Origin of the sequence: Demequina lutea, from assembly GCF_013409005.1 — a bacterium.
Classification (GTDB): Bacteria; Actinomycetota; Actinomycetes; order Actinomycetales; family Demequinaceae; genus Demequina; species Demequina lutea.
The window spans coordinates 1,177,781-1,191,077 of sequence record NZ_JACBZO010000001.1 but is presented as its reverse complement, the minus strand read 5'-3'; the positions used below and the strand labels follow the sequence as shown (position 1 = coordinate 1,191,077).

Below are 13,297 nucleotides of genomic sequence, written 5' to 3'. Positions count from 1 at the left end.
CGCCTTCAGGAATCCTCGTCCCCTACAAGGGTGTTAGGCGTCTGCAGCGAGGTCCGCGACGATCCGCACGACCCTCTCGATGGAAAAGGCCGGCGCCCGGTCGCCGCCCTTGATCGCATGATCGGCCGCAGCCACCGCCTCAATAGCAGCGGCCAGGCGATCCGCATTCCACGTGCGCAGCTCCCTGCGCGCCCTGTCGACCTGCCACGGCGCAATGCCAAGATCCCGAGTGGGGTCGAGTCCCCTACCCCTCGACGCGCCGACCTTGGCAAGCGTCCTGAGCTTCGACGCAAGCGCGGCGACGAGCGGTACCGGGTCGACACCCGTTTCCAGCGCGTGCCGAACCAGAGCGAGCGCCGCGGCCCTGTCCCCCGTCACGGCGGCATCGGCTACGGCAAAGCCCGTCGCGTTCACGCGCGTGCCGTGATACCTCGCCACCACAGCATCGTTGATCGTGCCGTCGACATCGTTCATGAGTTGGGCGCACGCGGCAGCGAGTTGCGAAACATCCGAGCCGACGGAGTCGACGAGCGCTCTCGCGGCCGCTGCGGACCCCTTTCGGCCCGCTCGCGAAAACTCCGAGGCGACAAAGTCGACCAGGTCGGAATCGCGCGTGACCGCCGCGCACCCGTATTCGGGCGTTGAGGCAGAGCGCATCGCGTCCAGGAGTCGTTTCCCTCGATTGCCGCCGCCGTGCCGAATCACGACCACGGCATCTGGGTCGGGCGTGGAGACGTAGGCAATCGCGTCGACGAGGAAGTCTTCCGACATCGATTCGGCGCCCTCGATCACCACCACGGCGGTGCCCCCAAAGAGCGAGGGACTCACCGCCTCGCGCAGTTGGCCCAGCCTGTAGGTCGCCGCCTCGATCCTGTGCACGTCGAGTTCCGGGTCGCGAGCGCGTACCGCGTCGATCATCAAAGAGACCGCGCGGGCACCGAAGAGAGCCTCCGGCCCAGACACCAAGACGAGGGGCGCCGGTGTGGCGCGGTGCCACGCCGGAGCGTCGGACCGTGCGGATGATCGGGGGCCTGCCACGACACCTAGCCTGCCATGCTCGCCGGACAACCGGACGCCACAGCACTGTCGCCCAGCGCGATGTCGCCGCATTCCTCCGTGGTCAACACCGCGAGCGCTCGAGAGGCGTAGAGCGCCCGTGTTTCGGGAGCGGGGTGACCATACGGGTTACCCGCACCCACGCTGATGGCCGCCACGCGAGCCGTGATGAGGCTCGCAAGCACCGGTGATTGAGAGGCGGACCCGTGATGCGCGACCTTGACGAGGTCGACGACGACCGGACCTCCCAGGATTCGAGCAAGGGCCCGCTGACCTCCCTCCTCGAGATCCCCGAGTGCGAGGACCGTGAGCGGGCCCGCGCGAATGGCGACGGTGATGCTCGCGTCGTTGATTTCGCTCGACGTGGAGGCGTTCGCGACCGAGGCCGGCGGGTAAAGAACCGCGAGCGACACGTCGCCCTGGGACCATGCGTCTGTCTGTCGCGGCACGCTCACGGGGATTCCGGACGATGCCGCGTCTCGCGCCCCGACATCGTGGCCAGGGCGAGTTGCCGCGGGCGACACCCACGCCCCATCGATCGACGCGACGGCTGCCAACTCGGTCACCGCGCCGTCGTGATCCGCGTGCGGATGTGTGAGAACAAGCAGGGGCACATGCGTGACGCCGTAACGGTGCAGGCATGAGGCGCCCGCACCACCGGCGGGGCCCGTGTCGATGACAACCGCCGAGCGGGAATCGACACGCACCATCATCATGTCTCCTTGGCCCACATCGCACACGACCACCCGCCAGTCGTCCATCGCGGGTCCGACGGTGACGGTCCACGCGGGGCTCGTTCCGGCGAGCACCACCGCGACGATGGCCGCGGCGAGCCTGAACCCCACCTTCAGGCGCGCGGTGGCCGTTGCGAGCACGACGCAGCCGGTGACGGCCGCGGCGAGCGCAATGCCTCCCGCTCCCAGGGGCCAAGCGATCCACGCGCCAGGTGCGGCAGCGAATGCTCTCGCCGACCACGCGACGGGCCATGCGCACACGCCCGCCGCCCACATGAGCGCCGCACCGCCTCCGGACCACAGCGTCGAGACGACGGTGGCTAAGAGGCCTATCACGGTCACGGGAAACGCGGCGAGCGCGGACACCAGGTTGGCAGGGACTGCGTAGGGGCCCACACCCGGCCTCAGCGCCACCAGGAGCGGCCAACAGCTGAGCCACGCCGACAGCGGCACCGCTACCGAGCGCGCGAGTGGCGCGAGCATCCACCTCCCCAGCACGACGGCCAGTCGCGGCGACCACACCACGATCGCGATGACGGCGACGACGGACAATTGCAGGCCGATCGCACCCGCGAGCCCCGGCTCGGCGACCAGCAGCACCAACAGCCCCGCACCAAGCGCAGGGAGTGCCCGCGCCGGGCGGCCCCACCACCAACCCAACGCCACGGTGAGAGACATCGTCAATGCGCGCAGCACGGAGGGCTCGGGCAGCACCAACGCCGCGAGCAGAGACATCGCCAGGGCGAGCACGACGGCGCGAACCGGCCGTGGGCGAATCGCGCGCTTGAGCAGCCACCCGAGCGCGAGGGTGACGATCGCGAAGTGCGAACCCGATACCGCGGTGAGGTGAGTCAGACCCGTCGTGCGCATCGCCGCGGCGAGGCCTGCAGGCATTTCGGCCGTGTCCCCGATGGTCATGCCCAACGCGAGTCCCCTGACCTCGTCTGGCAGGTCGGTCGCGGCGCCTCGAGCCGAATCCCGCACAGACGCGACGACCCCGAGCATCCGGTTCGACCCATTCAGAGGGGTAATCCGGGCGTTCCACACCGTCACGACGCGCCTCGTGTCTTGCGAGCCCGAGGCGCGGCCCTCTACGCGCACCCTCTCGCCCAACCGCGGAGCCTCTCCCGAGGCACCGACCACATCTACCGTCATCCGCACCGGTCGCACGTCCGCGCATGGCGAAATGCACGCCTCAACTGCCTCTACGGCGACGCTCCACCGCCGCTCGCCCGTCCACGCGTCCCTGCCCGCAGGCCTGGAATCCGAGACCACGGTGCCCTCGATCGTGACGCGTTCGCCGCTCGTGGGCGATCGAGCCCATTCGGGCACGTCGTGATGCCACCTCGCGGCCGCCGTTGCCATCACGACGGCCGTGAGCGCGCAAGCGAGCGCGCACACCGACGCGACATCCCTCCAGCGTCGCCACCGGACGCGACCCGCCCCCCGCGTGAGTCTCGCCGCGACAACCGCAAGGGCGATCGCGATGACCGCCGAGACACCCCAACCAAGGGCTACCGCGTCCCACTGTCGTTGAGCGCCCGCATAGGCACATGAGACAAGGCTGGCGAGCGCCGCGGGCATCAGCCGCGCATCGTGCTCCCTCACACCGTGGCTACCGCTCGAACCTTCTCGAGCACAGCGGGTCCCACACCGCTCACGTCGTCGAGCGCATCGACGGACGCGAAGGGCCCGTGGGCATCCCTGTACGCGGCAATGCGCGCCGCGAGTACGGGACCCACGCCTGGCAGTGCCTCCAACGCCGCCGCGTCGGCGCTGTTGATGTTGACTCGCCCGTCCGCGCTCGCCGCCCCACCGCCCGCGAACTTGCCGACCGCAGCCTCACCTTTCAGTGGCACGCGCACCTGTTCGCCATCAACAACAACCCGAGCAAGATTGAGAGCATCGAGGTCGGCACCGTCGGCGGCGCCGCCCGCGGCCGCGACGGCATCGGCAACGCGAGCTCCCCCGTCGAGCGTATAGAGGCCGGGCGCGGAGACCGCGCCCGCGACGTGCACGACAACGGACCCGGCGGGAAGACCCACCGTCACGGCCGACGAGATGGTCGACGAGGTGGCTGCCGGGCTCGAAAGTGCCAACTCGGCTGCCGCGCCTGGGGCGACGCGAGCGACGCTGGGAGGCAGGAAGACGATCATGGCGCCGAGTATCGCGACGGCGATCGTCGCCGTTACCGCCACGCGCGGAGACACCCTGAATCGCCACCGCGGCGCGGCGTCCGCATCGTCGCGCTCTTCGAGAGCGCCGTGGTTCTCGAGAGCGCCGTGGGCGGCCTCGTAGGCGGTCGAGGCGGCCCTGCGCAAGGCGTCCTCGACCCTCGTCCGCACATCCTCGCCATCGGTCATGAATCGACGCTAGAGATGCGACTGCGGGCCGCGGCCTCGGGAATAGGTCAACGTCTAAGAGCCGTCGCTCTTCGTGGTTGGGGACGACTACCCGAGCGCCGCCGCCACATCGGCGTGAACGTCAACAACGGCGACGGCGAGCGATCTCGGCCCGCCATGGGCCGCGAGAACCGCTGACAGTCCCGCCGTGACGATCGGCCAGTCGCCCCGCGAGGCGAGCACGTCGTGCGCCTTGCTCGCCATCTCATCGTCTCCAGGAAGCGTCATCAGGCCGACGACCGGATGAGCATGGGACGGCGCGCGTGCGGCGATCCTGTCGAGCACCGCTGCACGCGCCCTCGCCGAGGTACGCACTCGCTCCACCTGCTCCACACGCCCATCAACGACTCCGAGGACGGGCTTAACTCCGAGCGCATCGCCAAGCGCGGCCATCGTGTCGCTCACTCGCCCTCCCCTGCGGAGGTACTCAAGAGAGTCGACGGTGAAGAGGCACAGGGAACTCTCGGAGGCACGTCGCGCCTCCGCCGCCACCTCATCGGCCGAGCCTCCCGCGCATGCCACGGCCGCGGCGGACAGTACTGCGAGCCCTGCCGCGAGCGACACCGTGCCCGAGTCGACCACGGTCACGGGAAGGCAGGCGCGACAAGCGACCGCTTCCATCGCTTGAGCCGTTCCCGACATCGCGCCGGACAGCGCCACGAAGACCACGTGGTCGGCGCCGAGCGCCTTGGCATCGTCCGCGATGCGCAGGAGGGCGGCTGGCCCTGGCTGAGACGTTCCCACGGTGCGCCCGGAAACGAGCGCGTCGACGACCGCTTGCGGCGCGATGCCGGAGCCCTCGTCGAACGCCTCTTCGTCCACGATCACCTGCAGCGGGGCGATGAGTACCCCCCACTGCTCCGCGAGTTCCAGGGGAAGGCAAGCCGACGAATCGGTCGCCACGACCACCCTGGGCGCCATGCGGACCGCTACTTCGCCACGACGATGTTGACGAGGCCAGGCGGGCGCACGATCACCGTGCGCACGGCGGCGCCGTCCATCGCGCGTTGCACGTTCTCCGACGCAAGGGCGAGCTCGCGCAGTTCGTCCTCGGTGGCGTCAGGCGAGACCTCGAGCCGGTCGCGCACCTTGCCCATGACCTGCACGACACACGTCACGGTGTCCTGGACAAGCAGGGCGGGGTCGATCTCCGGCATCGGCGACAATGCGACGAGGTCGGTGTGACCGAGCATCGACCACATGTCCTCTGCACAATATGGCGCGTACAGGCTCAACAGGCGCGTCACGACCTCGGCCGCCTCTCGCACCGCGGGGTCGGCCGGACCCGCACCGGAGTCGATCGCCTTGCGTGTCGCGTTGACGAGTTCCATCATGCGCGCGACCGCCACGTTGAAGCGGAAGGACTCGATGAGGCCCCCGACATCGGCCAGGATGCGGTGGGTCACGACGCGCAGTTCGCGGTCCCCCGCGGCAGGGTCGATGCCCACGTCACTCGTGACGTCGCGAGCGACCCGCCACGCACGCGCCAGGAACTTGGCGCTCCCGGAGGGCGAGACGTCGGCCCAGTCGATGTTGTCCTCTGGGGGACCGGCGAAGGACATGGTGAGTCGGATCGCGTCCACACCAAACTCGTCGAGTTGCGCCGCGAGGCTCACCAGGTTGCCGCGACTCTTGGACATCGCGGAACCGTCCATCGTGACCATGCCCTGGTTGAGCAGTGCCGTGAAGGGCTCGCCGAACTCGATCATTCCCATGTCGCGCAGCGCCTTGGTGAAGAAGCGCGCATAGAGCAAGTGCAGGATGGCGTGGGTCACGCCGCCGACGTACTGGTCGATCGGGGCCCACTTCTTCGCCTCGTCGAGGTCGAAGGGGCCGTCGGTCTTGCCGGGGCTGAGGAAGCGCAAGAAGTACCAGGACGAGTCGACGAACGTGTCCATCGTGTCCGTGTCGCGCAAGGCCGCGCCGCCGCACTTGGGACACGTCGTGTTGACCCAGTCGGTGGCCGCAGCGAGGGGCGACTGGCCCTTGGGCTTGAGGTCGAGGCCCTCGGTCGGCGGCAGGGTCACCGGCAGTTGGTCGTCGGGGACGGGCACCTCTCCGCAAGCCTCGCAGTGAACGATCGGGATGGGCGTGCCCCAATAGCGTTGGCGCGAGATGAGCCAGTCGCGCAGGCGATAGTTGGTCGCGGGTTTGCCCCTTCCCTCCGCGGCAAGCCGAGCCGTGATCGCGTCGATCGCGTCGGCCTTGCCCAGGCCATCGAGAGAGCCCGAGTTGATGAGGAAACCGTCGCCCGTCGTGGCGATTCCAGACTCCGCCGGATCCGGCAGGGCGTTGCGGTCCTCGTCGCGGCAATCGAGAACCGTCCGTATGGGGAGGTTCATCGCCCGGGCAAAGTCGAGGTCGCGCTGGTCGTGTGCCGGAACGGCCATGATCGCGCCGTGGCCGTAGTCCGCGAGGACGTAGTCCGATGCCCAGATCTGCAGCCTCTCGCCGTTGACCGGGTTGACGGCATAACGGTTGAGGAATACTCCGGTCTTGGGCCGCTCGGTGCTCAGGCGCTCGATCTCCGTGTCGCCCTTGACCTTCTCGGCGTAGGCGGCAAACTCGGCCTGAGTTGCCTCGTCCGCGCCCGCCACCAGTTCCGCCGCCAGGTCGGAGTCGACGGCGACCACCATGAACGTCGCGCCAAAGAGCGTGTCGGGACGCGTCGTGTAGATCGGAATGGGCTGGTCGTGGCCCTCGATCACGAACTCGACGTCGGCACCGCGCGAGCGTCCAATCCAGTTGCGCTGCATCGCGATCACCTTGGACGGCCAGGTGTCGCGCAGCGTCTCCAGGTCGTCCAGCAGTTCGTCGGCGTAGTCGGTCACCTTGAAGTACCACTGCGTGAGCTTCTTCTTGGTGACTGGGGTGTCGCAGCGCTCGCAGAGCCCGGCTACCACTTGCTCGTTGGCCAGAACCGTCTGGTCGAAGGGACACCAGTTCACGAGGCTCGGCTTGCGGTACGCGAGGCCGCGGTCGTACAGGCGGGTGAAGATCCACTGGTTCCAGCGGTAGTACTCCGGGCGGTGCGTCATCAGCACGCGATCCCAATCGAACGAGCACGCGTAGCGCTCCATCGAGGTGCGCTGCTGGGCGATGTTCGCCTCGGTCCAGCCGGCCGGGTCCACGCCGCGCTTGATCGCGGCGTTCTCGGCGGGGAGCCCGAAGCTGTCCCAGCCGATGGGGTGCAGCACGTTGAAGCCGCGCATCGTCCAGTAGCGGGAGATCACGTCACCGAGTGCGTAGGCCTCCGCGTGACCCATGTGCAGGTCTCCCGAGGGGTAGGGAAACATGTCGAGCACGTACTTGGTCGGCCTGGTGTCGCCCGCATTGCCCGCGCGGAAGGGCTGCTTCTCCGTCCACACTGGAAGCCAGCGCGCCTCGATTTCTCGGAAGTCGTAGCGGGCATCATCGGAAACTGCTTCAGGCGTGGTCACCCCAGGATTCTACCGACGGACAGGGGCCGCGATCACGCGAGCAGGGTCACCAAGACCTGGACGTCGAGATTGCTGGTTGAGCCGCCAAAGACTCCGGACAGCGGCGGAACGTCCCGATACTCCCGCGCGCGGGCGACCACGACGTGGTGATCGGCCACTTCCTTGTCGTTCGTTGGATCGAAGCCAAACCAATCGCCCGTCCACCATTCGACCCACGCGTGAGACTCGCCGCGCACCGTCTCGCCGACCGCGGCGTCGGTGTTGGGATGGAGGTACCCGGACACGTAACGCGCGGGGATCCCGATGTGACGGAGCGCACCGATCGCGAGGTGGGCAAAGTCCTGACAGACACCCGATTTTGCCGCCCAAGCGTCCCGCGCAGGAGTGTGCACCGACGTGGAACCCGTGACGTAATTCATCTGCTGGTGCAGGTGGTCGCAAATGGCGCGAGCCGCCTCGTCAGGGGTGCCCTCGTCCCTGGCCTGGAGCGCAAATGCCGCCAGGTCCTCGGTGGGCTCGGTCGCGTCCGACTGGGCAAGATACTCCGAGAGCAGGTCCTGAAACATCGGCCCCTCAAGGCCATCCCACCCGACGCGCTCGGCCTTGTGAGTCGTGGGCAGGACCTCGACCTGAGAGGTAGCGACGACGGTGAGCGCCGTGTGCGGCTCCGTCACCTCAAACACCACGACATCCGTCTCCCAGTAGTCGCGATATTGCGACTGCCATGACTCGGGGTGGATCTCGAGCTTCGACTCGAGCACGCGCTGGCGCGACAGCCACGCGGGCGTCAGCCGTGCCTCGTTGTACGAGTTGGAGATCGGCTTGTCATACGTGAACGTGGTGGAGTGAACGATCTTGAGGACGGTCATACTGCCTCCTGGCTCCACAACACGGACGATGCCGGAAGGAAGAAGCGATCGCGAATGAGGTCCGATGCCGTCGCGCAGGCGCGCTGCACGTGCTGCATCTGCACGGGAAGGTCCCCAAGGATGTCCTCGATCGACTGATACTCGAGGTTGGTGCGCGCACGCCCCAGAGCGAGCCGCGCCTGGTCCGTGAGCGAATTGCGGGCAAGTCCCGGCTCGATCAGCGCGAGAGTGGTTTCAACCTTGTCGAGGTTGTAGGCGATCGAGCGGGGGAAGAGCCTGTCGATGAGCAGGAACTCCGCCGCCCTCTCCTCGGTGACGAGCGAGCGCACGGTACGCAAGTACGCCTCGTGCGCGCTGCAGGAGCGAAGCAGCGTGGTCCAGTTGGGGCCCGTGGTTCCCTCGAGAGATCGCATCATGAGCATGCGCGCGATCATGTCGGCCCGCTCAAGAGAACGGCCCACCTCCATGAAGTGCCAGGCATCATCCCTGGACGTCGTCGCACTATGGAGCCCCCACACGACGGCCGCACGCTCGCGCACCCACAGGAAGAAGTCGTGCGGACGCGGAGTGCGCGAGCGCGAGCCGAGCTGCATGTATGTCGTGTTGAGCGACTCCCAGACCTCTGTCGAGATGACCTCGCGAGCCCGCCGCGCATTGTCGCGAGCGGCGCCCATCGTCCCCGTGATCGAACTCGCCAGCTTGGGGTCGGTCCCGAGTGCGCTCAGCACCTCTTCGCGCGACACCCTTGACCCGGCCTTGACGTGCATGACAGCAAGGAGCGAAGCGTTGGCGGCCGGCTCGTCTACCCACGGATCCTCGAGCAAGACGTTGAGGTGGACGTCGAGCAGGCGCGCCGTATTGTCGGCCCGCTCCACATAGCGCCCGATCCAAAACAGCGACTCCGCGATCCGGCTCAGCACGGTGACTCCTCGTTGTGCGGCTCCTCTGTCGACGGTCCCTGTGTTTGCGACCGCAGTTGTTGCTGCTGCATCTGCTGCTGGCCGTGAATGTAGTCATCGGGGTGAGCGGACTGCGGAACGGGGGTCGCTCCCCCAAATTCGACACGCGACTCGGGGGTCGCGACCGGGCCGCGATGGCGCACTCCACCAAGGACCCACGTGTCCTTCGACCCGCCGCCTTGAGACGAATTAACGATGAGTTGACCGCGCTGCAGCGCGACGCGCGTCAGCCCGCCCGGCAAGACCCACACGTCGTCTCCGTCGTTGACGGCGAACGGCCTGAGGTCGACGTGCCGCGGCTCGAGCCCCTCGGGCGTCAGCGTCGGGACGGTAGAAAGCTGGATGACCGGCTGAGCGATCCAACCGCGCGGGTCGGCAAGAATGTGCTTGCGCGCGGCCTCCAACTCGCTCTTGGTTGCGGCGGGACCGATGAGCACTCCCTTGCCTCCCGCGCCGTCGACGGGCTTGACCACGAGCTCGGCAAGGCGGTCCATGACCTCCTCGCGCGCTTCGCGTTCCTCCAGACGCCACGTGTCGACGTTGGGAAGGATCGGCTCCTCACCCAAGTAGTACTCGGTGAGGGCGGGCATGTAGGTGTAGATGAGCTTGTCGTCGGCGACGCCGTTGCCGACCGCATTGCAGATCGTGACGTTGCCCAAGCGCGCGGCGTGAATGATGCCGGGAGCACCAAGAGCGGAATCGGGCCGGAAGACGACCGGGTCGAGGTACTCGTCGTCGACTCTCCTATAGACAACATCGACCCTGCGCCTGCCCGCCGTGGTGCGCATGTACACGCGGCCGCCGTGCGTCTCCAGGTCGCGTCCCTCGACCAGTTCGACGCCCATCGTCCTGGCGAGCAAGGAGTGCTCGTAGTACGCGGAGTTGAACACGCCGGGCGAGAGCACCACGATGGTCGGGTCTTCGACGCCCTCGGGCGCCGCCTTCGTGAGTGCGGCGCGCAGGCGGTGGCTGTATTCAAGTACGGGGCGCACCCCCATGGCCCCAAACAGGTCGGGAAACATCTGGCTCATCGCGCGGCGGTTGGACAGGACGTAGCTCACGCCGGAGGGCACTCGGACGTTGTCCTCGAGAACCCGCCAAATGCCGTGCTGGTCGCGCACCAGGTCGATGCCCGACACGTGCACGCGCACGCCGTTGGCGGGCTCAATGCCCGAGACGACCCGATGGAAGTACTGCGACGTGGTGATCAGCCTGCGCGGGATCACGCCGTCGGTGACACACCTTTGAGACCCATAGACGTCGGCAAGGAAGGCCTCGAGGGTGCGCACCCGCTGAGCCACTCCTGGAGAAATGATCTCCCATTCGTCGCCGCCAACGACCCTCGGGACGATGTCGAGCGGGAAGGGCCTTTCCTCGCCGGCATGGTCGAAAGTGACGCCCTGTGCGAGGTACGTATTGGCGAGAGAATCCGCTCGAGCGGTGAGATCCTCGCTCGACATCTTGTCGATCTCGGAATAGACCTTTGCGTAAGGCTCGCGCACACGACCGTCGACGTCCATTGCCTCGTCCCACGCCGCGGACGGCAAATAACCCGTCCAGGGTGTCGACGCATCCAGTGCCATGGGGTCAGCGTATCCGCGTCATGTATCGCGCGCGTTTCCGCTGCGGGGCGATGCGGGTCGCGGGACCCTTCCGTCTACGCCCTGGCACTGCTACGTTCGGGCTCATGGGACAACTCGAACGCGGGCTCGCGCCTGATGAGAAGCTGCTTGTCAACCGCCACACGCACTGGAAGACGCTCATCGGTCCGGTCGGAATTGCGATCCTCGCCACCGCGGCGGCGGCCGCACTGATCTACTTCGTCGACTTCGGCGGAAACATCTTCAAGATCGTCGTGGGCGCCCTGTGGGCCGTGGCCCTCATCTGGTTCCTCGTGGCGCCCCTCATCAAGTGGGGCACGACGATCTTCGCGGTCACCAACAGGCGCGTCATGTACCGCACAGGCGTCTTCAACAAGTCGGGAATCGACATCCCGATCGCGCGCATCAACTCGGTGCAGTTCCGCCACGACTTCATCGACAGGCTCTTCGGCGCCGGCACCCTCATCGTCGAATCCGCGTCAGACGAGCCTCTCGAGTTCAACGACATTCCGCAGGTTGAGAAGGTCCACAACCTGCTGTACGACGAGCTCAACGATGCCCTGACGGAAGACGACGACGCCAAATAGCGCGTAGCGCGGGCACCGCGGCGGGTCGCTTCACTAAAGTCGTTCCATGGCATCGACAGACGCGATCACCGACCCCAACTCCCCCCAATACGCCGCGGTCGTGGCAGCGGGCTACACCTTCCCCGGCGAGTCCATCACCATTGGCGCGCTCGTTCAGGGCGACGACGCCACCGAGTCAGCCCAGGTGCGCCTGCCGCTCAAGATGATGAACAGGCACGGCCTCATCGCTGGCGCCACGGGTACGGGCAAGACGCGCACGCTGCAGGGCCTCGCCGAGTCGCTTTCCGATGCGGGGGTTCCCGTGTTCGTGACCGACATCAAGGGCGACCTGTCGGGAATGGCCGTCCCTGGCGAGCAGAAGGACTTCATCGACAAGCGCGCGGCCGACATCGGCCAGGACTGGGCAGCCAAGGCGTACCCGGTCGAGTACTACGCGCTGGGAGGCATCGGCAAGGGCGTGCCGATCCGCACCACGGTGACCGACTTTGGGCCGCTCCTCATGTCCAAGGTTCTTGGCCTGAGCGACGTGCAGGAGTCGGCGCTCGGGCTCGTGTTTCACTGGGCTGACATGAACGGCCTCGCGCTGCTGGACCTCAAGGACCTCCGCGCGGTCATTCAATTCCTCGACTCCGACGAGGGCAAGCCCGAACTCAAGACGATAGGCGGGGTTTCCGCCGCCACCGCTGGCGTGCTGCTGCGCGAGATCGCCAACCTCCAGGCCCAAGGCGCCGACGAGTTCTTTGGCGAGCCCGCGTTCAACACGACGGACCTGCTGGCGACGGCGCCCGACGGACGCGGGGTCATCTCGTGCCTCGAGCTGCCCGATCTCCAGGACAGGCCGCGCCTGTTCTCGACCTTCATCATGTGGCTCCTCGCGGACCTCTTCGGCGACCTTCCCGAGGTGGGAGACCCCGACAAGCCAAAGCTGGTGTTCTTCTTTGACGAGGCGCACCTGCTCTTCACCGACGCGTCAAAGGAGTTCCTGACGCAGGTCACCCAGACCGTGCGCCTCATCCGCTCCAAGGGCGTCGGCGTGTTCTTCGTGACCCAGACCCCCAAGGACGTTCCGTCCGACGTGCTCGGCCAGTTCGGCTCGCGCGTCCAGCACGCCCTGCGCGCCTTCACGCCCGACGACGCGAAGGCGATGAAGGCCACTGCCAACACGTTCCCCATCTCCCCCTATGACCTCGAGCACGTGCTGACGTCGATGGGCATCGGCGAGGCGGCGGTGACGGTGCTGAGCGACAAGGGCGCGCCCACTCCCGTCGCGTGGACCCGGCTGTGCGCTCCGCGCGGCCTCATGGATCCGGCGCCCGAGGCGGCGGTCAAGGCCAGCCCTCGCGCGGCCCAATACGGCCAGGTGGTGGACCGTGAGAGCGCCTACGAACTACTCACCGCTCGGGTAGCGGCGACCGACAAGGCGCAGGCCGAACAGGAGGCCGCCGATGCCGCGGCCAAGGAGAAGTCCGCCACGGCCAAGAAGCCCGCTGGTAGCACGCGTTCCAAGCGCCAGGAGAAGTCGGTCGTCGAGAAGGTCATCTCCTCGCAGCCGGTGAAGTCCTTCGCGCGCCAGGCCGGTCGGGAGATCGGCAACCGGATCCTCAGGTCGCTCTTTGGTACACCGAGACGCTAGCCATAACAGTCCCGCA

The 13,297-nt window shown here is 67.4% G+C and carries 10 protein-coding genes; 2 read left to right on the top strand and 8 right to left on the bottom strand.

All coding sequences use genetic code 11. From position 1 onward, the window contains the following. Positions 1–33: 33 nt before the first annotated feature. The 8 genes from holA to BKA03_RS05765 form a co-directional block, all read right to left on the bottom strand. Positions 34–1,038: a DNA polymerase III subunit delta gene (holA, locus tag BKA03_RS05800; RefSeq protein ID WP_062075304.1), complete on the bottom strand. Its 1,005-nt coding sequence runs from the start codon at positions 1,036–1,038 to the stop codon at positions 34–36. A 5-nt stretch (positions 1,039–1,043) separates the two neighbouring features. Next, positions 1,044–3,398 carry a ComEC/Rec2 family competence protein gene (locus tag BKA03_RS05795; RefSeq protein ID WP_062075303.1) on the bottom strand — a complete coding sequence of 785 codons (2,355 nt, stop codon included), beginning with the start codon at positions 3,396–3,398 and terminating at the stop codon, positions 1,044–1,046. Then, positions 3,395–4,153: a ComEA family DNA-binding protein gene (locus BKA03_RS05790; RefSeq protein ID WP_062075302.1), complete on the bottom strand. Its 759-nt coding sequence runs from the start codon at positions 4,151–4,153 to the stop codon at positions 3,395–3,397. Before BKA03_RS05790 ends, BKA03_RS05795 begins: the two co-directional genes overlap by 4 nt. Before the next feature lie 87 nt (positions 4,154–4,240). Next, positions 4,241–5,113, bottom strand: a complete 873-nt coding sequence (locus tag BKA03_RS05785) for a DegV family protein (protein ID WP_083971663.1) — start codon at positions 5,111–5,113, stop codon at positions 4,241–4,243. Between the two features lie 8 nt (positions 5,114–5,121). Next, complete coding sequence (leuS, locus tag BKA03_RS05780; protein ID WP_062075300.1) at positions 5,122–7,632, bottom strand: leucine--tRNA ligase; 2,511 nt, start codon at positions 7,630–7,632, stop codon at positions 5,122–5,124. 32 nt (positions 7,633–7,664) lie between these two features. Further along, the gene (locus BKA03_RS05775; protein WP_062075299.1) at positions 7,665–8,501 is read right to left on the bottom strand and encodes a transglutaminase family protein; all 837 of its coding nucleotides are present in this window, start codon (positions 8,499–8,501) and stop codon (positions 7,665–7,667) included. Then, entirely contained in the window at positions 8,498–9,421 is a 924-nt protein-coding gene (locus BKA03_RS05770; protein ID WP_062075298.1) for an alpha-E domain-containing protein, read from the bottom strand. Before BKA03_RS05770 ends, BKA03_RS05775 begins: the two co-directional genes overlap by 4 nt. Beyond that, positions 9,415–11,043, bottom strand: coding sequence for a circularly permuted type 2 ATP-grasp protein (locus BKA03_RS05765; protein WP_083971661.1), 1,629 nt, complete (start codon positions 11,041–11,043; stop codon positions 9,415–9,417). Before BKA03_RS05765 ends, BKA03_RS05770 begins: the two co-directional genes overlap by 7 nt. A 104-nt stretch (positions 11,044–11,147) precedes the next feature. Between BKA03_RS05765 and BKA03_RS05760 the strand changes: the two genes are divergently transcribed. Beyond that, positions 11,148–11,648, top strand: coding sequence for a PH domain-containing protein (locus BKA03_RS05760; protein ID WP_062075296.1), 501 nt, complete (start codon positions 11,148–11,150; stop codon positions 11,646–11,648). Between the two features lie 46 nt (positions 11,649–11,694). After that, positions 11,695–13,281 (top strand): helicase HerA-like domain-containing protein, encoded by a 1,587-nt coding sequence (locus BKA03_RS05755; RefSeq protein ID WP_062075295.1) that lies wholly within the window; start codon positions 11,695–11,697, stop codon positions 13,279–13,281. The last annotated feature ends 16 nt before the right edge of the window (positions 13,282–13,297 follow it).

Excerpts from the sequence above, each read along its gene's own strand:
- BKA03_RS05765 (WP_083971661.1), bottom strand. The coding sequence starts at position 11,043 with ATGGCACTGGATGCGTCGACACCCTGGACGGGTTATTTGCCGTCCGCG.
- BKA03_RS05790 (WP_062075302.1), bottom strand. The coding sequence starts at position 4,153 with ATGACCGATGGCGAGGATGTGCGGACGAGGGTCGAGGACGCCTTGCGC.
- BKA03_RS05760 (WP_062075296.1), top strand. The coding sequence starts at position 11,148 with ATGGGACAACTCGAACGCGGGCTCGCGCCTGATGAGAAGCTGCTTGTC.
- BKA03_RS05755 (WP_062075295.1), top strand. The coding sequence starts at position 11,695 with ATGGCATCGACAGACGCGATCACCGACCCCAACTCCCCCCAATACGCC.
- BKA03_RS05775 (WP_062075299.1), bottom strand. The coding sequence starts at position 8,501 with ATGACCGTCCTCAAGATCGTTCACTCCACCACGTTCACGTATGACAAG.
- BKA03_RS05785 (WP_083971663.1), bottom strand. The coding sequence starts at position 5,113 with ATGGCGCCCAGGGTGGTCGTGGCGACCGATTCGTCGGCTTGCCTTCCC.